The organism is Sporosarcina sp. P12(2017) (assembly GCF_002743035.1).
GTDB classification, from domain to species: domain Bacteria; phylum Bacillota; class Bacilli; order Bacillales_A; family Planococcaceae; genus Sporosarcina; species Sporosarcina ureae.
Map to the genome: position 1 here is coordinate 66,367 of NZ_PDYL01000008.1, position 22,585 is coordinate 88,951.

The following is a 22,585-nucleotide window of genomic DNA, read 5'->3' on the forward strand; positions in this document are numbered from 1 at the left end:
GTGGGACAGCTTTTTTAATGATTTTAAGTTCAAATACTGTAGAGAGTGAAGTGTTGTGGTGGGGATTGAAGCTCCAGCTTATTTATCAGTCGTCCAACTTCAAACCTTTTAAAGCATCAGCAAATGGATTGTTGATAGGCTCATCATCATTATTCTTCTTCAAATACTTCTGTACATCACGCTTGTTGACCTTACCTTTTGAATTCTTATCGCGACGTGCCTTAAATGTAGAAAGTTTTTCGCGGTAACCACACTTACACGTAAAGATCTGTCCTTCACCTTCGCCGCGCAGCTCCATCTTCTTCTTACACTGCGGACAACGTGCGTTCGTGACACGGGAGACGTTTTTACGGTGACCACACTCGCGGTCCTGACAAACAAGCATCTTGCCATGCTTGCCGTTTACTTCAAGCATCGGCTTCCCGCAGTCTGGACATGTTTTCGTAGAAATATTATCATGCTTGAACTTTGCTTCACTCGCTTTAATCTCTGAAACAATTTCTTTCGTATAGCCTTTCATTTCATTAATGAACGCTTCTTTTTTTAACTGCCCTTTGGCAATCTTCTCTAATTTTAGTTCCCACTCAGCTGTTAGCAAAGGAGATTTCAATTCGTCCGGTACTAGCTCGAGCAACTGTTTTCCTTTGTTCGTGACGTGGATGTCTTTCCCACGTTTTTCGATCAAGAAGGAGTTGAATAGCTTGTCGATGATATCAGCACGTGTTGCCACTGTCCCTAGTCCGCCTGTTGATTTCAATGTGTCTGCGAGTTTCTTATCCTGTAATCCCATATACTTCGTTGGGTTTTCCATGGCGGATAATAGTGTGGCTTCATTGAAACGCGCAGGGGGCTTCGTTTGACCAGATGTCTCTTTGATGAGCTTGATGTCGAGCTGATCACCTGCTACTAGCTTAGGTAATAATTGTTCTTTCGTATCCTGTTCAGTTTCTTCTTCGTCGAATTGGTTGTCATACACTTCTTTCCAACCAGCAGCCAAAATCGTTTTTCCGCGTGCTGTGAACCGTTCGTCTGCTATTTTTGCATGAACCGTTAATTGTTCGTATTCATGTGCTGGGAACAAAACAGCTAAGAATCGCTTGACGACCAGATCATAGATTTTTCGCTCGCGATCAGACAATTTATCAAGAAATACGATTTCTTCTGTCGGAATGATTGCGTGGTGATCAGATACTTTGCTATCGTCAACGAATGATTTACTCGTTTTAATCGGTTTCTTCAATATTTTATTCACAAGGGAACGATATTCGCCTATACCAACTGTTTTCAAGCGCTCGGGAAGTGTTGCGACGAGATCATTTGAAAGGAAACGAGAGTCGGTGCGTGGATAGGTCAGTATTTTATGTTGTTCATATAATTTCTGCATAATGTTGAGTGTATCTTTTGCTGAGTAGCCAAACATTTTATTGGCATCACGTTGTAATTCAGTCAAATCGTATAGGCCTGGTGAGAAGGATTTTTTCGCTTTCTTCTCGACATTTTCAATTACAGCTTGTTTACCATCGACTTTTTTGACGATAGCAGATAGTTTGTCGCGGTCAAATGAACGTGTATCGCCTGTTTTTGCATCCTGCCAAGTCAGTTTTAATTTCGAATCAGACTGCGCTTCGACTCCGTAAAATGTTTTAGGTCGGAAAGTGTTAATCTCTTCTTCGCGCTGTGCAATAATTGCGACGACAGGCGTCTGCACACGTCCGCAGTTAAGTTGTGCGTTAAACTTGGTTGTCAGTGCACGCGTGGCATTAAGACCGATATACCAATCGGCTTCAGAACGTGCGACTGCTGCCTCAAATAAATTTTCATATGCTTTACCTGGCTTTAACTGGGCGAAACCATCTTTAATTGCTTTGTCCGTGACGGATGAAATCCACAGACGTTTGATTGGCTTCTTTACCTTCGCTTTTTCAATAATCCAACGAGCAACTAATTCTCCTTCACGTCCAGCATCTGTACCAATAATAATATCTGAAACGTCCGTGCGAAGCAGTTGCGCTTTTACGGCATTGTATTGTTTGCTCGTTTGTTTGATGACCGTTAGTTTCAAATCCTTAGGCATCATCGGCAAATCATCTAGTTTCCATGTCTTGAATTTCGTATCGTAGTTCTCTGGATCAGCGAGCGTTACTAGGTGTCCGAGTGCCCACGTCACAATATATTTATCGCCTTCTAAATAGCCGTTACCTTTTTTATTGCAGTTCAGCACACGGGCAATATCCCGCGCTACGGAAGGTTTCTCCGCCAGTACTACACTTTTTTTCATACAATGAACTCCTTTTTATATACATGTCGAAAAACTCCTCCAACAGATAAGGGTTCTGTCCTTATGCTATATGAAGGAGTTACTTACTAAAAAGTGTAAACCAGACCGGAAGTTTCGTCAATTAAGGCGGATGTATACGTTTTGTGAGTTCATTAATAGAGGTATAGGAGTTGAAAAGAGGAAAGTAAAGTCTACCGCTAAAAAGGGGGCGGTATTTCAGACGGAGTAAGAATACAAGACTGAATGTATGATTTTTTTGTATACTGTACGTAACACTATAGAAACGAGGGATTTCCATGTCAGAATTACAAGATCGTTTAATGGCCGATATAAGGACTGCGATGAAGGAAAAAGACACAATGAAGAAAGGTGTCATTAATTTATTGCGTGCAGGTCTACAAAATGAATCGATTGAATTAAAGCGCGAACTGACGAAAGAAGAAGAAATCAAAATCGTTCAGCGTGAGCTAAAGCAAACAAAACAATCACTCGATGAAGGTCAAAAAGCCAATCGCGAAGACATTGTGGAAGCAGAAAAAGCGAAAATCGCTATTGTCGAATCCTATTTGCCGAAACAGATGAATGTGGAAGAAGTAAAAGAATTGATTGCTTCATTAGGCATTTCAAAAGATGCCTCAATGGGTCAGACAATTGGCGTTGTAATGAAGGAAGTCGCTGGTCGTGCGGAAGGGAAGACTGTTTCGCAGGCAGTTAAAGAGTATTTGCAGAATTGAGTTACGGATATTGAACTGGCTGACAAGTAGTATGCTTGTCGGCCAGTTCTTTTATTTTTGAAATGAAGCCCGTAATACGTATACTACATCGTATTCTTTTAATTCGTCCAAGTAGCCTTCTTTTTGTTCATAGAAATCGGAAGATAATGTACTTGTCGGCGAACCATCTGTTGTAGATGTGTAAATGATACCTGCCAACAACATATTATCCGAAAGAAGTAAACCTTCTTGTGGATTGGTATTAAATAGAGTCGCCATGTCTTTCAGTGTTTTCAGCTCTTCTTGATTACTAATACTTGCAGCGCCCTTATCGTCACTTACACTTGCGGAGAATAATAGTTCTTCTTCGAGAGTTTGTGTGACTGTCAAAACGATGCTACCCTTCGTTGACTCTCCAGGCATTGGAGTGGATAGCTCACTAATTGGTTCAGCAACCTTCTTGCCTTTTTCATACTTTTCTACCCAAAGAGTTACCTTTTTATAGTTTTGATCGGCTGTATAATCAAAAACAAATGCAGTATTGGCAGCTGTTTCAAGTATTTGTTTTTCACGATCTGAAAGTTCAGGTATCGTCAATTTATTCGTATCTGTTGCCGCACATGCAGTGAGAAATAATAGGCAGCTTAAAATCGTGATGCTCATCCATTTTTTCATCGCATACGCCTCCTTCTCTTTATATTTTATTATAGCATTTTATAGTACTACCTGAAATAATCGAGTGTTTTATAAATTTTAATTGAAATGTGTCTATTTTTATTGAATAAATAATACTTAAATAAAAAATGATAATTGGTAGGGTAGATATGAGGAAATTGAAATGACTGTTAACGCTGATGATTCATAGTGTTTTCAACGTTTTATATATACAAGTTTTGAGTAGGAATTAAAAGTTTTTATGATGAATTGAATGGATTTATTAGATATTTTATTTTTACTTAAAATGAAAATAATAGTTATTAAATGGATTAATCTTTACTATTTCATAAAACATGATATTGTTGATAGAGAACAGCCTGCTTGCTAGCTAGTGAAAAGGTAGGCAAATGATAAAATGGAGTGGTAATTTTGGTAAAAAGTGCTATGATGGAAAAACAAAAACAACAAGAAGGAATTATGCAAATTCCCGAATGGTGGACTTGTCCAGAAGGGCATGAAGAATTACAAAAAGCTGCACATGCGTTAGGCAAGAAAGAACTGCTACCGCGTGCACTTATTTCTGATCAACAGAGAAGTTACCCACGTGAAAGTTTACGTGAAGTTGCGAAGTCTGGTTATTCGGCTGTTACCATCCCGGTTGAAGCGGGTGGTCTGAAAGACGGATTCACAGCATTCGCAGTACTTTCCGAAAGCTTTGCACATTATTGCCCGTCTACAACGATGTGCTGGGTTATGCATATGACAACAGCGCATACGATCTATGAAGCAGGCACTGAAGAACAGCGTCAACGTTTATTGCCACGCTTGCGTGATGGACAAATCGGTGGCCTAGCATTTAGTGAACGAGCGACAGGAGGCCACTTCTGGAATATCGGCAGTAAAGCGATACGAAATACAAATGGTTATTTGATGGACGCAGAAAAGTCATTCGTCACAAGTGGTGGAGAAGCAGACTTTTATTTAGTTGCAACGACGTCTCCTGAAACAGATGACCCTGATAATTTGATGTTCTTATTGGTCGAAAATGATCAGCGAGGTGTCGAAGCATTCCCGTTCGATGCAATGGGACTACGTGGAAACGCAAGTGGTCCGATGAACTTTAAAAATGTGCAAGTAGCTCTTGAAAACCGTATCGGTGGCGAAGGTGGCATGGGCTATTTCAACGACAACACGATCGATCCTCTATTCTTACTAGGTTCAGCAGCTTGCTGGGTCGGTATTGCACAAGGTGCTCTAAATATGGCAACAGATGGTGCTAAACGGAGAGTGCACGCAGATACGGGATCATCCGTTACAGATTACCAAGTCATTCGTCATGAGTTGGCGAAGGCGCAGATCAAAGTAGATAGCGCACGTAGTATGTTGTATCGTACAGCAGAAGCGTTGGATCGTTGCACTAAAGAAGGCAAGGAATTGTCGGAGTGTTTATATCCATTATGGCAGCTGAAGACGCATGCAGCGGATATGGTGATTGACGTTACGAATTCGGCGTTGCAAGTATCTGGCGGCCGTGGTTATATGACAGGTCAGGTAGAGAAGTTCGTACGCGACGGGCGTGCTGGTGCTATTATGGGACCAACAAACGAAGTGTTGCGTGAGTGGATCGGCCGTACAATGATCGAAGTTCCTTGGATGGATTAATAAAATAAAGTCAAAACAGTCACCGGCAGGGTATATCTGTCGGTGACTGTTTTTTAACTTATATTGATAGCGCATAGTGAGCGGGAGAGCGCTGTACAGTTTCGCTCATTAATTCGTATAAGCGATCATAGTGTTCGGTTAACCGCTCTAAGACAGGGTCTAAGCGCTCTATTAACACGTACAACCGCTCTATCTCGCTCCGGAGACGATCATACTGGTCGGATAACCGCTCAATGCGTACACTGGTCAGTCACGCCGCCTGCACTACTACTCCAACAAACCTTGTTCTTTCAAAAATGCCTTTGCAACTTCCTTCGCTTTGGCACCTTCCGCGTTTACTTGATAATTCATTTCACGCATCTCATCATCTGTCACGATTCCAGCAAGGCTATTTAACGCATCCTTAAGCTCTGGATACTTCGCTAGCGTCTCTTTACGAAGCAATGGCGCGCCTTGGTATGGAGGGAACAGTTCTTTGTCGTCTTCGAGAACTGTCAATTCATATTCGCGTAGCTCGCTATCTGTCGAATAAGCATCCATTAAATTGACTTCGCCAGCCTCTATTGCCTGATAGCGTAGCTTCGGCTCCATCGTTTGGATGGAAGGGAACGTGATGCCGTAAAGGTTTTGAATGCCTAGGTATCCATCTTCGCGGTCATTAAATTCGAGAGTGAAGCCTGCTTTTACAGCCTTTTCAACCGCAGCCAGATCAGATATCGTTTTCAGTCCGTACTCTTCTTGGAATGCTTTGGAGACAGCGAGCGTGTACGTATTGTTGAAGGACATCGGTGTTAGGAACGTCATATCAAATTGTTCGTCTAGTCCTTTTCGCGCTTGCTCATACACTTCATCGCGGTCGTTGCTGACAGCTTCATCCTTCAGGAACTCGGCTATAGCTGTACCCGTAAACTCAGGATATAAATCAATACTTCCCGATTTCAGTGCATTGAAGACGAATGAAGTTTTACCGAGCCCCGGTTTTAATTCGACAGAGAGATCGGTTTGGTCTTCGATTAATAATTTATACATATTTATGAGAATTTCAGGTTCTGCGCCAAGCTTGGCTCCGATGACTATTTCATTTTTGGAGTTACCTCCTATAAATGGTGCTGCAATCATCAAGACGGCCGCAATAATGAAAATGGTAAATGCAGTAATGGCTTTTCTGAATGAAAGACCTTCGAATATTTTTAACAGGTAATCGAAGAAGAGTGCGAGTAACGCTGCAGGTATAGCACCTAGTATGATTAATGATGGATTATTACGATCAATTCCAAGTAATATCAAATCACCTAGACCACCCGCGCCAATCAAAGCAGCTAATGTTGCGGTTCCGACGATCAGTACCATCGATGTGCGGATACCTGCCATAATGATCGGCATGGCAAGTGGTAGTTCAACTTTAATTAGCCGCTTTCGTGTATTCATTCCCATCGCAGTGGCGGCTTCTCGAAGTGAAGGATCGACTTCTTTAATGCCTGTGTATGTATTGCGCAAAATAGGTAGCAATGCATAGACTACTAGTGCAATAATAGCGGGGATTTTCCCGATACCGAACAGGGGAATTAATAGACCGAGTAGTGCGAGAGAAGGAATCGTCTGCAGTACGGCGCTGATCCCAATGACAGATTCCGCTATTTTTTGCCGATTTGTCAAATAGATTCCTAGTGGAACTGCGATTAGCACTGCAATTATTAAGGAGATTAATGAAATTTGAATATGTTCAATTAGTGCTTCCAGTAATTGACCGCGTCTGTTTTGAAATACATCCAGAAAATTATTCATTAGACGTACCTCCTTTCAGTGACTGCTCCGCTAGAAAATGAAGAATTCCTTTTCGGGTAACCATTCCAATGACTTGACCGTCTTGTTTAATCGCCACTTGATCTTCAGAAGCTAAGAACTGCAAGAGCGGCCCCCATTCAGAATCAACAGGGATCGCAAAAGATAGCGACAAATCTGTCGGAATCTCTTCTATATGATCCGCAATGGAAAATGTGCGTGCTGCAGCTGATGCTGTAAACTCGCGCACGAACGGCGAAGCAGGTTTAGTCAGGATCTCTTGTGGTGTTGCAATTTGTTCAATCTTGCCCTCATTCATAATGCAAACACGATCGCCTAGTTTAAATGCTTCCTGTAAATCATGTGTGACGAATACAATAGTTTTTTGGATTCTATTTTGTAAATCTAGCAGATCCTCCTGCAACTTTAGACGACTGATTGGGTCCAGAGCGCTAAATGGTTCGTCCATCAATAGAATATCTGGGTCTGCTGCAAGTGCGCGCACAACGCCTACTCGCTGTTGCTGACCACCTGACAATTCACTCGGTTTACGTTTTCTATACACTTTGGGATCCAATCCAACCATTTCAAGTAGTTCCGTTACACGTTCGCGGATTTTTTTCTTTTTCCAGCCGACCAATTCAGGGACAATTGCAATATTTTCTTCGATTGTCATATGGGGAAATAAAGCGATTTGCTGCAATACATAACCGATTTGCCAACGGAGCTCATGGATCGGATAATCACTGATCCGCTTGCCATCGAGCCAAATCGTCCCTTTTGTCAGTGGAATCAGTCGATTAATCATCTTAAGCGTTGTGGTCTTCCCACAACCACTTGGTCCGACTAACACAAGAAACTCTCCTCGCTTAATTTCTAAACTAACCGAATCCACGGCTAAGCGAGACATATCATAACTCTTTGATACTTCTTCAAAACGAATCATCAAAAACCCTCCTTCGTTATTACAATTTTCACATAGTGATAGAAAAATAGGAAGTCATATCTCTTTTTAAAAGTAATGAAAAGAAGTGCGTTTTCATACGCTGTTCATTTTCCGTTCATCTTAGCAAGATAGGATAGGAGTATAAAGTAAACACACGGAGGCAAACGATATGAAAATCGCTTGGAAAGAAATGAAGAAAAACAAAACTAGATTCCTGATTCTCGGGTCCATTATATTTCTCGTCAGCTTCTTGACATTTATTATTTCAGGACTGGCAAATGGATTATCACAGGATAATGCAGCGCTTATTAAAAATTTACCACAGGGGCAATTTTATTTAGATAAAGATGCAGACAAGACCTATAATCTTTCGAAAATAGATGAAGGAGTTCAGCAGCAAATCCTTATAGACAATCCTGAAGCAACTGCATTTTCGGTTCAGATGGCATTCGTCAATGACGCGGAAGATAAACAGCACAGTCTGGCATTCGTTACTTCTACCGATTCAGAGCTATTCGAAAACGTCAAAGAAGGTGAAATCGTTCTAGATCGTTCTTTACAAGAAGACGGAATTCAAGTGGGGGACGTCTTAACGAATAATCAATTCAGTGGAGAATTCGTCGTGAAAGGATTTGTTGACCAACAAAAGTACAGTCACGCGCCCGTTGCTTTCATTAACATGACGAACTATCAAGAAATTTATCGAGTGATGGAGATGCAGACGATCTTCATTCCAGGTAAAGATGCACCAACACTTAGCGCATTAGATTCTTTTTCGAATAAAGAGTTCTTACATGCCATTCCGAGTTACAGTGCAGAGCAGATGTCGTTGAATATGATCGTCTGGTTCTTAGTCATTATTAGTGGTATGTTGTTTGCTATTTTCTTCTATATGATGAACGTTCAGAAGATCGGATTGTACGGCATATTGAAAGCGATTGGTATGAAGACGATTTCGTTATTCAAGATGATTTGGTATCAGATGCTAGTCATTACCGCTATTTCACTCGCATTGTCCATTGCACTCAGCCAAGCATTTAGCTTTGTTGCCCCTGAAGGCATGCCGTTCCACTTAACGATGGATACCGTATGGATGCTATCAGCGGTGTTTATGGTGGTTGGTTTTATCGGTGCTACTATTTCAGGATTCCAAGTGAAAAATATTGAACCGCTTCAAGCGATTCAACAAGGAGAGATGTAATATGGCTGCCTTTACTATTGATGAAGTGAAAAAGACGTTCTCTAATGGGGAGATTGAAGAAGAGATATTAAAAGGTGTCAATTTGTCTTTAAAGGAAGGAGAAATTACTGCGCTGATCGGACCTTCAGGATCTGGTAAATCGACGATTCTAACTATCGCGGCAGGATTGCAAAAAGCATCCACCGGTGAGATTATGTTTGAAGGGAAAGACATGACGAAGATGAGTCAAGAAGAAGTTCGCCATATTCGGGCGACAGACTTTGGATTTGTTTTTCAATCTTCTCACTTAGTGCCTTTTTTGACGGTGGAAGAGCAATTGCAGTTGATGCTTGACGTATCAGAAACGAAAACAAGCAAAAAGGAACAGGCTAATGCAATAGATGAGATGTTGAAGTTAGTTGAAATGGAGCACCGCAAAGAGGCGTATCCTTCTTCTTTATCAGGGGGAGAGCGTCAACGCATGGCAATTGCTCGTGCGATCATCCATCGTCCAAAGATCTTGTTTGCGGATGAACCGACTGCCAGTCTTGATACGAACCGCTCAAAAGGTGTGATGGAGTTATTGCAGGAATTAACACGTACCTTAAATTTGACGACATTGATGGTGACGCATGACGAAGAGATGCTGCCGTATGTTGACCGGGTTATTACGATGCGGGATGGTTATATAGTGGAATAAGCAGTTAAACAAATCAAAGATAGCACAATTAACTGGGACGAAGTATTTGCGAAGCCAGAGAAGAAATAAGCTGTTCAACACGTCTGTCGCATAAAGTGGCAGGCGCTTTTTTTTATGGTAAACTAGTGGCATAAAGAAGAGAAAAGGGGAGAATGACTATGAAATCACCATTTACATTTACACATACAAAGCCAGGGAATACAGAGGGAAAACAACCTGCACTATTTTTACTTCATGGAATGGGGAGTCATGAAGAAGATTTACCACAACTAGTCAAAGATTTTACAGATACACATCATATTTTTAGTTTGAGAGGACCTATCGTTCATGATCCAGGCTATGCATTTTTTACGATTGAAGAAGAAGGAAAGCCGGTTCGTGAAGTATTTGATAAAGTGCTCGTCTACATCCAATCGTTCATTCGTGAAGCCATCCAAGAGTACGATCTAGATTCTGAGCGTTTGACGGTCGTAGGTTTTAGTCAAGGAGCTGTACTTGCACAAGCTCTGGGTGTAACGTTGATACCTTCACTCCATGGGGTGGCGGCACTTAGCGGGTACGTACCTGATTTCGTCAAGAGTGAATACGCAATACAGTCCGTAGAAAATCAACACATATTCATTTCACATGGAGACTATGATTATGTTATACCATCGCAATCTGGAGTGGAGAGCAAGGAGTATTTCGAGTCGCTCGGTGCGAATGTTACGTTCAAAACATATACTGACGGACATGGAGTAACGCCAAAGAATCAACAAGACTTGGTGACGTTTATTCAGTCGCTATAAGGGATCGGTCGAAATATAAAACAAACGCGATTTCACTGGATTAGTGAAGTCGCGTTTGTTTTATTCATTTTTTTGTTTACTCCACCTGTCTTAACCGTAATTTCCTCTTCACCGCAAAACGTTGCAACATAGCCGGCCAAGTCATACCGAATAACACTAGGAAAATACCTAGAAACTGCAATAGCGTTAACCTTTCGCCAAGCAACAGCATCGAAGCGATAATCGCCACGGGCAACTCGACAGCACTTAAAATAGAAGACATGCCTGTTCCGACTTTCGGCACTCCGATTGAAAACAAGAAAATGGGCAGAACGATGCCGAACACACCTAATATGGCACCATACATCCACAATCCCTCACCCAACATCCCGTTCCATATAATTTCAGGGGATTGGAAAAATGTAATGACGATTGCCGCATAAAATGACATTAAGAACAGCCGTGTCACTACATCCATACCGGGCACTGGCTTCTGATTCGCTGTAACGAATGCCGCGAAACTAAAGGCTGCAGCAAGTCCCCACGCCCACCCTTGCCATGGAATACCGCTTACATCGACGTCAATCAATCCGGCGGCTAAAATGGTTCCGCCGAATAGAAATACAAGCGACACCACTTCAGACTGTTTGGGCAAACGCTTGGCTCCTATACATTCATAAAGCATTCCGATCCATGTAAATTGAAAGAGCAATACGACCGCCAATGAAGCGGGCATATATTCAACTGCTTTCCCATATACCGTTCCAGTAATTGCCGTGAATAGTCCTGCAATTAAGACTGGGAAACTTCCACGGAGTGTCGGTACGCCGCGTTTGACTAGGATAAAAATAATAAGTGCTAATAGAAATCCTGTATAATATTGGCTTGTCACTGCTTCTGAAGCGGTGAAGCCATCCTGTATCGCCAATTTAATAATCGTTGATAAAATACCGTAACTTGCAGCTCCCAACACAACGAGCAGCGGATACATCCATAGTTTCATCCGCATAACCTCCATTTCCATCGGAACATAGTATATCATGGAAATGATTTTTCGGACTGCATAATATTTTCTGCATTTCCCGGGAAATATCGACAGCTACTGCAAATAAACAGGGGAAAGCCGTACAATGAAGTTTTCACTGTACGGCTTTTATCGGTAAATCAGTGCGGGGCGCCGTATTCGTTCGACACGCTACCGCCACTTAAACGAGGGGAGTGGTTGATTTTTTCTTTCATAAGATCTTTTCGCTGATCAGGTAAAGAAATGGAGTCGACCGTTTGCATATCTTCGTGCAAATCGAACAAACTAACTGTATTAGTCTGTAGATTTTCAGGATGTGTCTGAATCAGACGATACGTATTCGGATGATATTTAGGACTCGGGTTTTTTGTTGAAGCCACGTCTTATCGCCTCCTATTATGCTTGACGAACCATTTTTAGGAGCATATGTGCCAACGAGTGCTGCTCTTCTTTAGAACCTGAATCCCAAAGTTCTTGCAATAAATATTGCTCGCGGTTTCGAGGTTCTTCATGACGTGATAAATAATTGGCAATAAATTCAGTTGTCTTCGCCAATTGTTCATCACTCAATCCAAGGCTTTCACCTTTTTCCACTTTATTGGCTAGATAGCCTTTAAAATGATTGAAGTTCTGCAAAATCTGATCTTTCTTTTCATCGCTCATATTTGAAACTTCAGATTCCAGCTTCTTTTTTATTTCCACTAATTAACCACTCCTTTTCATTGTGATACAAATAGCTTGTACAAGAAGTGAAGAACTATGCAGAGGAAGAAATGTGTAAAGTATTTTGAATCATGTGTGAATATGATCTTCAGTGGGTAGAAGTATAGCATAGTGAAAGGGAGGTGCAATGATGGCTGATAAACAATATGAGGGCACGTTTCATTCGGTGGATAATGTCCTATATAAAATAACTGAACTTGAAGCTAAGGGATTTAAAAAACATCATATGTCTGCAGTTTCAAATGTGCGGGATGACCTGAAAGTTTTGGAAAGTGATTCTGAAATTGAGGTAATTGGTATTCAAGAAGGGTCGCTTTGGGATCATACGCGTCGATTGTTCAACAGTAAAGATGAAATGTTGACGATCTTCATTAAAATGGGTTTTACGAAACTAGAATCCAAAACCTTCTACAATGATTTAAAAGAAGGTGGTATCGCTTTGTTTGTTGATCAATTAACAGATGAAGAACGAGCGCAGTCTGTAGATCAACATGATAGTGCCCGACAACAAACAGACAGTGGTGAAAAACTGGATGGGAGTTCGAATGAAGAAGGGACTAACCCTATTCCTAATAGTCCACGAATAGGTACAGATCAATTGTGAAAAAGAAGGATCTCCCATCGTAATGGAAGATCCTTCTTTTTTATAGTGTCTATAAAACAAGTCTGCTGATTGAGCAGCAGACTTGTTATCCTACGCATTATTTTTCAGGGTGTGCTTCGTCATCACTGAAATGTTCTTTTGTTTCACCGATTTTCTCTTGTGTAGCGCCTTTTGCTTTGTCCCATTTACCTTCAGCTTGCATTTTAGTATTATCAGTGATATCGCCTACGGTATCTTTTACGCTACCTTTAATTTTGTTGCCAATACCTTTTAATTTATCTTCTGTACCGTGGTCTTGGTTACTCATACTATCTCCTCCGTTTCGTTTGTTATTATATAAATACCCGATTTTTAAAAGAGAAAACATCCATATTATTGTCGGGAAATCTTGAAAGGCTACAACATAAACTTATAAAGAGAATGAAAAACCGGAAACCTTCTGGAGGCTCCGGTTTTTCGGGTGTATGCAAATGATTGGCATTACGGATTACTGTTCATTCCTGAAAGGTTACTAATTTGCTCCATAAGTTTTTCCCGTGACTGCTTATTTCGCATGAGGTAAAGTGCACCAAGTCCGACAGCTGTCATCGCCATTTTGTTCATTTGTCTAACACCTCCAAATGGTAGGATGGCTCTTTATACAGATAATATACATATGATTTCAATATGTTCTCTACTAATTCCTGTTAAACTTTTAGTGTAGTGATATAATTTCATTATTCACATATTATCGACTGGAAGTGTCATTATGAATTCACAAGCAAAATCAACGATTCGCGAGCTTCGATTTTGGCGTATTGTCATCGGGCTAGGTATTGCTTCAGTGCTAATATTTGCCGCGATGTATGCTCTACAGCCTTTGCTACCTATTTTAACAAAGCAATTCAATGTCTCCGTATCCACTGCCAGTTTAGCTATGTCCGTCAATACAGTAGGTCTAATTTGCGGATTGGTGATACTCGGGTTTTACTCAGACCGGCTGGGCAGATCCATTTTTGTAAAAGTCTCCGTATTAGTAACGGCGCTATTATTTATTCCTATGTTTATGACGCATTCTTTTACTGTCATCCTTGTGCTGCGTTTTATACAGGGATTTGCGATGGCTGGCGTATTGGCTGCCGCTCTCGCTTATATCAATGAAGAGATCAATGAGCGGTTAGTAAGTGTGGCGACTGCGCTATATATTTCATTTAACGGCACAGGTGGGATGCTCGGTCGTTTTGTAACGGGCTATTTAGCGGAACGCTGGTCATGGGAGCTATCACTTCAGCTTCTGACGGTCATAGGTGTGGTCGTATTTATCTTCTTACTAGTTGTTTTGCCGAAATCTACTCACTTCGAGCCGAGTGTGGAGTCAATGAAAAAAGATATGGAAGGTTTCGGCGTACATTTAAAGAATCCAGCTTTGCTAATTGTCTTTGGACTTGGTATTGTACTACAGCTGAGCTTTACAGGTATGTGGACGTTTCTGCCTTTCCACTTAACGGATTCACCATTTTCGATGACGCTTGATGAAGTTTCCTATATCTATTTCGCGTATGCATTTGGAATTATAGGTGCACCGCTTGCCGGCTCTATTGCCAGTAAAGTAGGTATGAATCCTATTCGTTTTATAGGTGTTATTCTGCTGGCGGTCGGCTGTCTTCTTACCATTCCAACTACATTACCGCTAATTATTATCGGTTATTGCGTGATTTGTCTTGGCTTTTTCTCTGCCCATTCTTTAACTGCGGCTTCTGTAAGTAAAGAAGCAACGCATCATAAAGGAAGTGCATCAAGCTTGTACCTCGTTTCTTATTATATCGGGATGGCGGCAGGAAGTACGCTAGTAACGCCGCTCTGGCAGTATGCAGGGTGGACGGGTCTCGCTATGTTTTCGGCGGTTGTGCCTGTAGTCTATGTACTACTGATCCGATTACGACGTAGAGTGTTGAGTAAAGCACAGTAAATGAAAAACCAGATGCGGGAATGAGTCCCGGCACCTGGTTTGTTTTAGTCTTTAAATACTTCAGGAATGGTTTGTAAATCAATGCCCCATAGTAATGGAAGCAAGAAGTAAATACAAAGTGTTACTAGTACGACACCGACTATATTGAGTGCGAAGCCGGCTTTCGCCATATCAGGAATCCGCAGATAACCAGATCCGAAAACAACCGCGTTCGGTGGGGTGGCAACTGGCAGCATGAACGCACAAGAAGCTGCTACACCTGCTGCAATCATCAATGCGTACGGATGGAAACCGAGTGCGAGTGCCAACGAAGCCATGATTGGATACATCATGGAAGCTGTTGCTGTATTGGATGTGATTTCCGTCAAGAAAATGACCAATGCCGCAACGATCAAAATAATGAGAATAAGTGGAACGCCTTTCAACCCAATCAGCTGAGCACCGATCCATTCAGATAGACCACTGCTAACAAAACCGGCTGCGATCGCCAGTCCACCGCCAAATAGAAGTAAGATACCCCAAGGCAATTTCACTGCCGTATTCCAATCCAGCAAGTGGTCACCTTTTTTATTAACAGACGGGATGATGAACAAAATCATCGCAAACACAATGGCTATGACACCGTCACTTAAGCCGTCAATAAATTTGGATAGGAAGAACGAGCGTGTAATCCATGAAAAGGCAGCTAGAGCGAAGACGATGAAGACCAGAATCTCTTCAATAGAAGGACGTCCAAGCAATTTCTTTTCATTATCGATGACTTCACGTCCACCGGGTAATGTTTTGACTGGTGATTTATAGATGATCTTCACTAAGTACCACCAAGTTAGTAAGATGAATACCCACGCGAAAGGTACACCGAACAACATCCATTTACCAAATGATAACTCGATACCATAAATTTTATTTATAGCTCCTGCAAGCAATGTATTCGGAGGGGTACCAATCAATGTCGCAATCCCGCCTAATGAAGCAGAGTAGGCAATACCGAGCATCAATGCTTTACCAAAACCGAAGTTTTCTTTTGATGTGTCGATAGATGTATCGTCTTTTAAGGCAACAGATACTTGTGTAATGATTGCCAAACCAATTGGCACCATCATCATCGCTGTTGCGGTGTTAGAAATCCACATAGACAAAAATCCGGTAGCTACCATGAAACCAAGAACGATTTTGTCCATATTTGTTCCGATGGCAGAAATAATTGTTAATGCAATTCGTCGATGCAAATTCCATTTTTCAAGCGCGAGCGCAATCATAAATCCACCCATAAATAAGAAGATCGTTTCATCTCCATAGGAAGACGCTGTGTCTTTCATTTCCAGTCCGCCAGTCATCGGAAATAGTACGAGTGGTAGCAAGGAAGCGACTGGAATAGGAATAGCTTCCGTAATCCACCACACCGCAATCCATACGGTACTGGCTAAAATAGCGATACCGGCTGCAGATAAATCAGCAGGTTTGAAGAACAGTAGAATTAGGGAAAAGAGTAAAGGGCCAAGTACCAATCCAATGAGCTGTGTAGCTGAATAACTGCGGGAGTCTCTACCTCCTCCTTCGTGATTCACGCCAATCTTTTTACCACCTTGTCCGCCTTTTACCATTTCAGAAGTATTAGGTGCAGTAAACAATCGGAAGACATCTTTCACTTGATCATGTAGCGACCAAAGACGATTCCAAGTCTGTTGTAACATATGATCCCTTCGTTTCTACGATGTATTTCTTGAAGAGTTGCAATCTTTCCAAGACAGAACCATTTTACCGACTAAATACGACTAGGACAAGAGGAATTAAGACTTTTTCGCATAGTTAGACAATTATTGTTACAATACAGTGTAGAAATCAAGGGTTATTGTATAGCAAAGAACGAAAAGAATTTTCGACACGGATGATTCAACCGCGTATAATAAAGCTAACTATATAAATTAAACTAGAAGGGAAGTGAGCATTTGACGAAAAAGGTGTGGTTTCAGGTAGGTGTCGGTATATTGCTGGCATTGTTAATCACGAAATACTTTTTAGAAGTAAATTATATTTTTAGACCGGTTGGAGTTATTTTACAAACGATTATCATGCCATTAATCTTTGGTGGACTGCTTTATTACATAACGGTACCTATCCAGCAATACTTGGAAAAGAAAAATATGCCGAGATGGGGAAGTATTATAACGATCATGCTCATACTTGTAGCCGTTATTTGGATTTTAGTCGCAATCATTGGACCGATGGTGACGAAACAAGTGAATAATTTGGTGGACAATGGGCCAGCTCTCACCCATCAGCTCGAGCAACTGCAAGATCAAGCGATTAATCAAATGGACAATTTACCGGAAGGATTGCAAGAATCAATGAATTCAGCAGTCGAATCAATTCAAAAGTTTGCTGTGACATTCGGTAAATGGTTTGTACAATTTGTACAGTCATTCGTCCAAGCCGTAGCGTTACTGTTACTTGTACCGTTCTTCTTCTTATTTATGTTGAAGGATCACGAAAAATTTGCTCCGAGAATTTACAATGTGTTCTCCGGTAAGCGTCGTATTTGGGTAAAGAAGACGTTGGAAGATATTGACCAAGTTTTACGTTCTTATATTCAAGGCCAATTATTAATTAGTGCTATTTTAGCGGTAATTATTTTGATTGGTTACTCCATCATCGGACTTCAGTACGCTTTACTACTAGCAATTCTCGCTTTATTCATGAATATCATTCCATTTATCGGACCGTGGATTGCGGTGGCTCCAGCTTTAATCATTGCCTATTTACAGGAACCCAAATTAGTTATTTGGGTCGGAGTCGTTACGCTAGTCGCACAGCAAATCGATAGTAATCTAATTACACCGAACGTTATGGGGAAATCACTCGACGTTCATCCACTTACGATCATTACAGTATTATTAGTGGCCGGAAGTCTTGCAGGATTCCTTGGAATTTTGGTAGCTGTGCCTGCTTATGCAGTTGGCAAAGTGATTGTGCAGAATATCTATGAAATGCGAAAAGAAATTAGTGAAGCCGCCACGAAGAATGTATAGCGATAGAACTGACCTCCTAGTTTTGTAACTAGGAGGTTTTACGATGGATGAATAAAGCAAAACCGCACATTCTAACGAAAACGAAAGGGTGTTAGTCAATGCTGACGGAATTTCCGGTTATTCACACCAATGTATGGGACGCCATGTGGGGTGTTCCAGTTGTTTTGGTCGTGGTATTGATCGTCAAATGGATTTTTAAATTGCCACCTAGTTGGCTTTCAACAGTAGCCACAGTAGTCGCGCTCGCACTTTCCGTATTCATCAGTCATCCAAAGAACTTGTCTGCCGGAATTTTCATGGGTTTTTTTTATAGTGGTGCGGCAATGGGGGTTATCTATTCGACAAAGCAATCCTTTCATGCTTATCGCAAACGTTAAAAACAGGCCTTCGCATAATGAGCGAAAGCCTGTTTTTTCACGGTAATGGACAAAAACCGCAACGTATCAACCCTGGTACATCTTTAGAGAAACAGCAAGTTTTGCGAACGGCCGTATTCAATAAAGCGGATGGTTCGGAACCGTTTAAATAGCTCGCAAAACGTGAGTGATCAGCGATACCCGTCCATGTGGTATCGTTTTTTAGCTTCTCTAAATCTTCTCTTGCTTCCATTTCCGATCCTGGGTCAGACAATAATACATGATATTGCCAGAGCCAGAAGCCAAAGATACTCTCCCATAAGGTAAGAGGCGATATGGGTACCACGCTACGCAATGAAGTAATTACTGCATGTGCATCGTCCAGCACCCGTTTAATATGTGCTTGCCGGTCTTCGTCATCAATTATTTCCCAATCTGTGCTATCTACAAATATGCTAATCGTTTTATTGCCGAACTCCTCTCGTGCACCGAACTGTAGATCTTCCGCCAATCCGTTCCACATTTCGTCGTATGCAGCTAAATTATAAAGTTGCATGGCAAAAAACATGCCGAGTCGACGTACGAAGAACGAAGTTGCGACGACTTCATTCGGACTTTGGCTGACAGTCTGGGTGACTTGGACGATACTCTGTACTTTTGAGGAATCCAGTACGTCCGCTAGCGTGAAGACGGGATGTGTGGGCTGTTCCAAGTAGACACTGTAACTATTCAATTCTCTAATTTGGTCTGGTGTAAGTGTAGTCATAACTTCAGTATAATCAAACTACTTTGCGGAAACAACCCGAACATGACGCCTGCCCAACCAGTTCACTAGGCCTTTACATACAATAGGCAGTGAAGAGGTGGTGAAGAGTGAAGACTTCAGAATTGGCTCGCAATGAATCATTTGAGGTGGAGCAAAGGGAATGGAAGTTGCGGCAACGTAAAGATCACGGCAAGCAATTACTGACGATTGTGTCACCGTTATTCCTGCTGGTGCTATGGGAAGTGATGTCGAGAACAGGTATCTTGGATATTCGCTTTTTCCCGCCGCCCAGTACGATTGTGCAAACCTTTTATGACATGGTTGTGAGCGGCGTGATGGCGAAACATGTTGGTGTCTCATTGTATCGGATTTTCATCGGATTTTTAGCAGGTGTCATTCCAGGGATCATTGTCGGTTTATTGATGGGATTATACTCTCCAATCCGACATTTCGTTCAACCGATTGTCATGGCGCTTATGCCGATTCCGACGTTGGCATTATTGCCGATCATCATTATTTTATTCGGAATTGGAGATTTGTCGAAGGTCGTGACGATTGCGGGAAGTGTGTTTTTCCCAGTTGTCATTAATACGGCGGCAGGTGTATTGAATATCGATAAAATTTATTTGGATGTTGCCAATAACTATCAAACGAACCAATGGAATTTCTTCTTTAAAATTGCTCTCCCTGGGGCACTTCCCGTCATGCTCGAGGGGATCCAGATGGGGCAGGCGATTGCGCTATTGACGATCGTGGCGGCAGAGATGATGGGAGCGACTTCTGGGATTGGTTATCTGATATGGACGTCCTATAAAGCCTTCTTATTGCCCGAAATGTATGTGGGATTAATACTCATCTCCTTTTTCGGTTATTTATTCTCGCTTATTCTGCGAGCGCTTCAAAATAAATTATTGCCATGGAGGTGAATGAAATGGAGGGGAAGCCAAAGATTACCGTGGATGGGCTAATGAAAGCTTTTTATAAGAAACAGGGCAGTGTCATTGCGCTCGAAGATATTTCCCTAACGGTAGATGAAGGAGAATTCGTTTGTCTCGTTGGGCCGAGCGGATGTGGCAAGACGACGCTGTTACGTATTCTAGCTGGACTGGAACAGCCAAGTGTCGGTAGTTTTACGATTGCGACAGAAACGAATGATCGGCCGTTGCAATCGATGGTATTTCAGGAACGTGGTGTCATACCGTGGCTGACGGTACGTGAGAATGTAGCCTTCGGGTTGAAGATGCGCAACTTACCGAAAGCATTCATTACTGAACGAACGGACTTTTACTTGAAGAAGACGGGGTTAGAACGGTTTGCTTCATTATACCCAAAGGAATTGTCTGGCGGAATGAAGCAGCGCGTGAGTATTGCGAGGGCTTTTGCGAATGATCCTGAAATTTTATTGATGGATGAACCGTTCGGTGCACTCGATGAACAGAACCGCTTTATATTACAAGAAGAGTTATTGAGTATTTGGGCAGAGACGAAGAAGACCGTGTTGTTCATTACACATAGTATTGATGAGGCATTGTTGCTCAGTGATCGGATTCTATTGATGGGAGCCCAACCGGGTAAAATTATTGAAGAAATCATTATTGATAAGCCGAGGCCGAGAAAGATGGAGGATGTCCGGAAAGATCCAGAAATGGCGGCAAAATTCATCGATATATGGCGTCACTTACAAGAGGAAGTACTGAAATCAAGAGAATAAGTGATAAAAGGAGAGATGATGTGGGGAAATGGATGAAGAAGGCAGGGTTGTTCAGCCTACTATCGGTCGTATTGATGATGGGGGCATGTTCTTCGAAAGAAGTTGCGAAGCCCGTAACGAATGACGGCAAGCCGGCGTCAGGTGATTTGGCACCGCTTGAAAAACAAGCGACGGTATTTATAGCAGAAGATGGTGCTGCTTCTGGAGCTGGTTTCTATATTGCGAAAGAAAAGGGCTATTTTGACGACTACAATATACGTGTAGATTTTGCGGACTTTGCAAACAGCGATGATATGTTGCCTGCACTAGCCGCTGGTGAAGTGGATATCGCAGGTGGCGTTTCCACTGCATCATTCTTTAACGCAATCGCTCAAGGAATTGACGTACGGATTATCGCGGATAAAGGCCATAATATGCCCGGCAAGTCCTATTTCAGTTTCGTCATCGGTAATCATATGGTGGATGAAATCAAGGGGTACAGCGACTTTAAAGGAAAGAAAATCGCGGTATCGTCCCGCAACTCCATTGATGGGTATATCTATGAAGAGATGCTGAAGCATGCCGGTTTGACTGAAGACGATGTGGAGTATGTGCATATCGCGGACTTCGGTGCGATGCTTGGAGCGATTGATTCAGGAACGGTTGATGCGGCATTGAATATCGAACCGCTTATCGCGCAGGGTATCAGTAAAGGTTTTCATGTACGTTTCGGAGACGCGACTGATTATGCGCCTGAATCACAGATCGCCATGGTGTTGGCTTCACCGCAGTTCATGGCGAATGAAGAGTTATCGTTACGCTTCATGGCAGCCTATCTAAAAGGGGTGCGTGACTATAACGATGCGTTCTTTAAAGATCAAGGTAAAGAAGAGATTATAGACATCATGGTGAAACATACGGCGTTGAAAGATCCCGAGTTATGGGAGAGAGTGTTCGTGACAGGACTTGATCCGAACGGCAAGATGTTTATCGACGATATTAAGAAGCAATATGAGATGTACAAAGCGAACGGGGCGATACGTGGTGAGATCGACTTCGATAAGTCTGTTGATCCGTCGCTTGTCGAGCGTGCGATTAAAGAGATTGGGTTATACGAGGATTAATATTTGGTGGAGCTGTCGGAGAAGTCATGATGTTTGTGACTTCTGGTGATGGCTTTTTTTGCTATGGAAAGGCTGTTGGGGTAGGGATTGGCGCTTCGGAGGGGACGCGTTCCTGAGGGCCCGCGGCGAGCCAACTGTTCGCTGCGCTCTCTTAGTTGTCTCGCCTGTCGGGCTGATCCTCTGGGAGTCGCCCCTCCTACACGCCAATCCCTTGAAAACTGAGTAGATGCCACTTTCCATTGTGCATTGAATGTGGATTGTAATCAGGATTCACAGGAATTTGAACTTGGATTTAAACAAGTTTAGATTTAACAATAATTAGCACACTACAGTGTGTGACTTATAGAACCCCGCTAACAACGTAGGATTGAAGCAGAAGCTGGGACGACTCCGAGTAGACCAGCGAGAGTTGTAGCGAAGGATGGCTTTTACGAGTGGAAGAGAAGTGTTAGAAGCGTACACTTTTATAGACCGCATGGAGTGAGTCACGCCCTCCGGAAAACGTGCCTAGCTGGATCTTTAATCCCTTCGTGGATACTAGCCTACTTACACAGCAATCATCATTAGAATTTAATCACACACAAAGACGCGTTTTTATTAGCGAAAGTCGGAATTATCTATGAATTCAGCTGTAAT

Annotated in this window: 23 protein-coding genes; 12 read left to right on the forward strand and 11 right to left on the reverse strand. The window is 42.1% G+C overall.

From position 1 onward, the window contains the following. Positions 1 to 85: 85 nt before the first annotated feature. Entirely contained in the window at positions 86 to 2,278 is a 2,193-nt protein-coding gene (locus CSV80_RS08090) for a DNA topoisomerase III (RefSeq protein ID WP_099670406.1), read from the reverse strand. 296 nt (positions 2,279 to 2,574) lie between these two features. On the opposite strand from CSV80_RS08090, the gene CSV80_RS08095 reads away from it, so the two are divergent. Next, the gene (locus CSV80_RS08095) at positions 2,575 to 3,012 is read left to right on the forward strand and encodes a GatB/YqeY domain-containing protein (protein WP_099670407.1); all 438 of its coding nucleotides are present in this window, start codon (positions 2,575 to 2,577) and stop codon (positions 3,010 to 3,012) included. Positions 3,013 to 3,063: 51 nt separating this feature from the next. Here the strand turns inward: CSV80_RS08095 and CSV80_RS08100 are convergent, their stop codons facing one another. Next, positions 3,064 to 3,666, reverse strand: coding sequence for a hypothetical protein (locus CSV80_RS08100; RefSeq protein WP_099670408.1), 603 nt, complete (start codon positions 3,664 to 3,666; stop codon positions 3,064 to 3,066). Between the two features lie 402 nt (positions 3,667 to 4,068). Between CSV80_RS08100 and CSV80_RS08105 the strand changes: the two genes are divergently transcribed. Next, positions 4,069 to 5,310: an acyl-CoA dehydrogenase family protein gene (locus CSV80_RS08105; protein ID WP_369802812.1), complete on the forward strand. Its 1,242-nt coding sequence runs from the start codon at positions 4,069 to 4,071 to the stop codon at positions 5,308 to 5,310. 267 nt (positions 5,311 to 5,577) lie between these two features. Here the strand turns inward: CSV80_RS08105 and CSV80_RS08110 are convergent, their stop codons facing one another. After that, complete coding sequence (locus CSV80_RS08110) at positions 5,578 to 7,095, reverse strand: ABC transporter permease/substrate-binding protein (protein ID WP_099670409.1); 1,518 nt, start codon at positions 7,093 to 7,095, stop codon at positions 5,578 to 5,580. Beyond that, positions 7,088 to 8,038, reverse strand: coding sequence for an ABC transporter ATP-binding protein (locus CSV80_RS08115; protein WP_099670410.1), 951 nt, complete (start codon positions 8,036 to 8,038; stop codon positions 7,088 to 7,090). The genes CSV80_RS08110 and CSV80_RS08115 overlap by 8 nt, the downstream gene beginning before the upstream one ends. A gap of 169 nt (positions 8,039 to 8,207) precedes the next feature. Here CSV80_RS08115 and CSV80_RS08120 point away from each other — a divergent pair, with 169 nt between their 5' ends. The 3 genes from CSV80_RS08120 to CSV80_RS08130 all read left to right on the forward strand — a co-directional run bounded on the left by CSV80_RS08120 (position 8,208) and on the right by CSV80_RS08130 (position 10,706). Then, positions 8,208 to 9,239, forward strand: coding sequence for an ABC transporter permease (locus tag CSV80_RS08120; protein ID WP_099670411.1), 1,032 nt, complete (start codon positions 8,208 to 8,210; stop codon positions 9,237 to 9,239). Between the two features lies 1 nt (position 9,240). Next, complete coding sequence (locus tag CSV80_RS08125; protein WP_099670412.1) at positions 9,241 to 9,918, forward strand: ABC transporter ATP-binding protein; 678 nt, start codon at positions 9,241 to 9,243, stop codon at positions 9,916 to 9,918. 158 nt (positions 9,919 to 10,076) lie between these two features. After that, positions 10,077 to 10,706, forward strand: coding sequence for an alpha/beta hydrolase (locus tag CSV80_RS08130; RefSeq protein ID WP_099670413.1), 630 nt, complete (start codon positions 10,077 to 10,079; stop codon positions 10,704 to 10,706). 76 nt (positions 10,707 to 10,782) lie between these two features. On the opposite strand, the gene CSV80_RS08135 is transcribed toward CSV80_RS08130, so the two are convergent. The 3 genes from CSV80_RS08135 to CSV80_RS08145 all read right to left on the reverse strand — a co-directional run bounded on the left by CSV80_RS08135 (position 10,783) and on the right by CSV80_RS08145 (position 12,411). Further along, entirely contained in the window at positions 10,783 to 11,694 is a 912-nt protein-coding gene (locus CSV80_RS08135) for an EamA family transporter (RefSeq protein WP_369802813.1), read from the reverse strand. Between the two features lie 155 nt (positions 11,695 to 11,849). After that, complete coding sequence (locus CSV80_RS08140) at positions 11,850 to 12,089, reverse strand: hypothetical protein (protein ID WP_099670415.1); 240 nt, start codon at positions 12,087 to 12,089, stop codon at positions 11,850 to 11,852. Between the two features lie 16 nt (positions 12,090 to 12,105). Beyond that, positions 12,106 to 12,411, reverse strand: coding sequence for a DUF3243 domain-containing protein (locus tag CSV80_RS08145; protein ID WP_369802814.1), 306 nt, complete (start codon positions 12,409 to 12,411; stop codon positions 12,106 to 12,108). A 151-nt stretch (positions 12,412 to 12,562) separates the two neighbouring features. Between CSV80_RS08145 and CSV80_RS08150 the strand changes: the two genes are divergently transcribed. After that, a complete protein-coding gene (locus CSV80_RS08150; protein ID WP_158231872.1) occupies positions 12,563 to 13,036 on the forward strand; it encodes a YflT domain-containing protein in 474 nt (157 codons plus the stop codon). 97 nt (positions 13,037 to 13,133) lie between these two features. On the opposite strand, the gene CSV80_RS08155 is transcribed toward CSV80_RS08150, so the two are convergent. After that, positions 13,134 to 13,343, reverse strand: a complete 210-nt coding sequence (locus CSV80_RS08155; RefSeq protein ID WP_099670417.1) for a CsbD family protein — start codon at positions 13,341 to 13,343, stop codon at positions 13,134 to 13,136. A gap of 173 nt (positions 13,344 to 13,516) precedes the next feature. Beyond that, positions 13,517 to 13,639: a hypothetical protein gene (locus tag CSV80_RS18000; RefSeq protein ID WP_255397532.1), complete on the reverse strand. Its 123-nt coding sequence runs from the start codon at positions 13,637 to 13,639 to the stop codon at positions 13,517 to 13,519. 145 nt (positions 13,640 to 13,784) lie between these two features. Between CSV80_RS18000 and CSV80_RS08160 the strand changes: the two genes are divergently transcribed. Then, the gene (locus CSV80_RS08160) at positions 13,785 to 14,984 is read left to right on the forward strand and encodes an MFS transporter (protein WP_099670418.1); all 1,200 of its coding nucleotides are present in this window, start codon (positions 13,785 to 13,787) and stop codon (positions 14,982 to 14,984) included. A 44-nt stretch (positions 14,985 to 15,028) separates the two neighbouring features. Here CSV80_RS08160 and CSV80_RS08165 read toward each other — a convergent pair whose 3' ends face one another. Beyond that, on the reverse strand, positions 15,029 to 16,678 hold the full coding sequence (locus tag CSV80_RS08165; RefSeq protein ID WP_099670419.1) for an SLC13 family permease: 1,650 nt from the start codon (positions 16,676 to 16,678) through the stop codon (positions 15,029 to 15,031). 255 nt (positions 16,679 to 16,933) lie between these two features. Between CSV80_RS08165 and CSV80_RS08170 the strand changes: the two genes are divergently transcribed. Together CSV80_RS08170 and CSV80_RS08175 are read left to right on the forward strand one after the other, a co-directional pair. Beyond that, positions 16,934 to 18,013: an AI-2E family transporter gene (locus tag CSV80_RS08170; protein ID WP_099670420.1), complete on the forward strand. Its 1,080-nt coding sequence runs from the start codon at positions 16,934 to 16,936 to the stop codon at positions 18,011 to 18,013. A gap of 98 nt (positions 18,014 to 18,111) precedes the next feature. Next, entirely contained in the window at positions 18,112 to 18,390 is a 279-nt protein-coding gene (locus CSV80_RS08175; RefSeq protein ID WP_099670421.1) for a hypothetical protein, read from the forward strand. 37 nt (positions 18,391 to 18,427) lie between these two features. On the opposite strand, the gene CSV80_RS08180 is transcribed toward CSV80_RS08175, so the two are convergent. Then, positions 18,428 to 19,135, reverse strand: coding sequence for a hypothetical protein (locus CSV80_RS08180; protein WP_099670422.1), 708 nt, complete (start codon positions 19,133 to 19,135; stop codon positions 18,428 to 18,430). Between the two features lie 107 nt (positions 19,136 to 19,242). Here CSV80_RS08180 and CSV80_RS08185 point away from each other — a divergent pair, with 107 nt between their 5' ends. The 3 genes from CSV80_RS08185 to CSV80_RS08195 are packed head-to-tail and all read left to right on the forward strand — an operon-like array spanning position 19,243 to position 21,949. Then, positions 19,243 to 20,061 (forward strand): ABC transporter permease, encoded by an 819-nt coding sequence (locus CSV80_RS08185; RefSeq protein WP_099670423.1) that lies wholly within the window; start codon positions 19,243 to 19,245, stop codon positions 20,059 to 20,061. Positions 20,062 to 20,066: 5 nt separating this feature from the next. Continuing rightward, positions 20,067 to 20,846, forward strand: coding sequence for an ABC transporter ATP-binding protein (locus tag CSV80_RS08190; protein WP_029053964.1), 780 nt, complete (start codon positions 20,067 to 20,069; stop codon positions 20,844 to 20,846). Positions 20,847 to 20,878: 32 nt separating this feature from the next. Beyond that, the gene (locus tag CSV80_RS08195; protein WP_099670504.1) at positions 20,879 to 21,949 is read left to right on the forward strand and encodes an ABC transporter substrate-binding protein; all 1,071 of its coding nucleotides are present in this window, start codon (positions 20,879 to 20,881) and stop codon (positions 21,947 to 21,949) included. Positions 21,950 to 22,585: the final 636 nt, after the last annotated feature.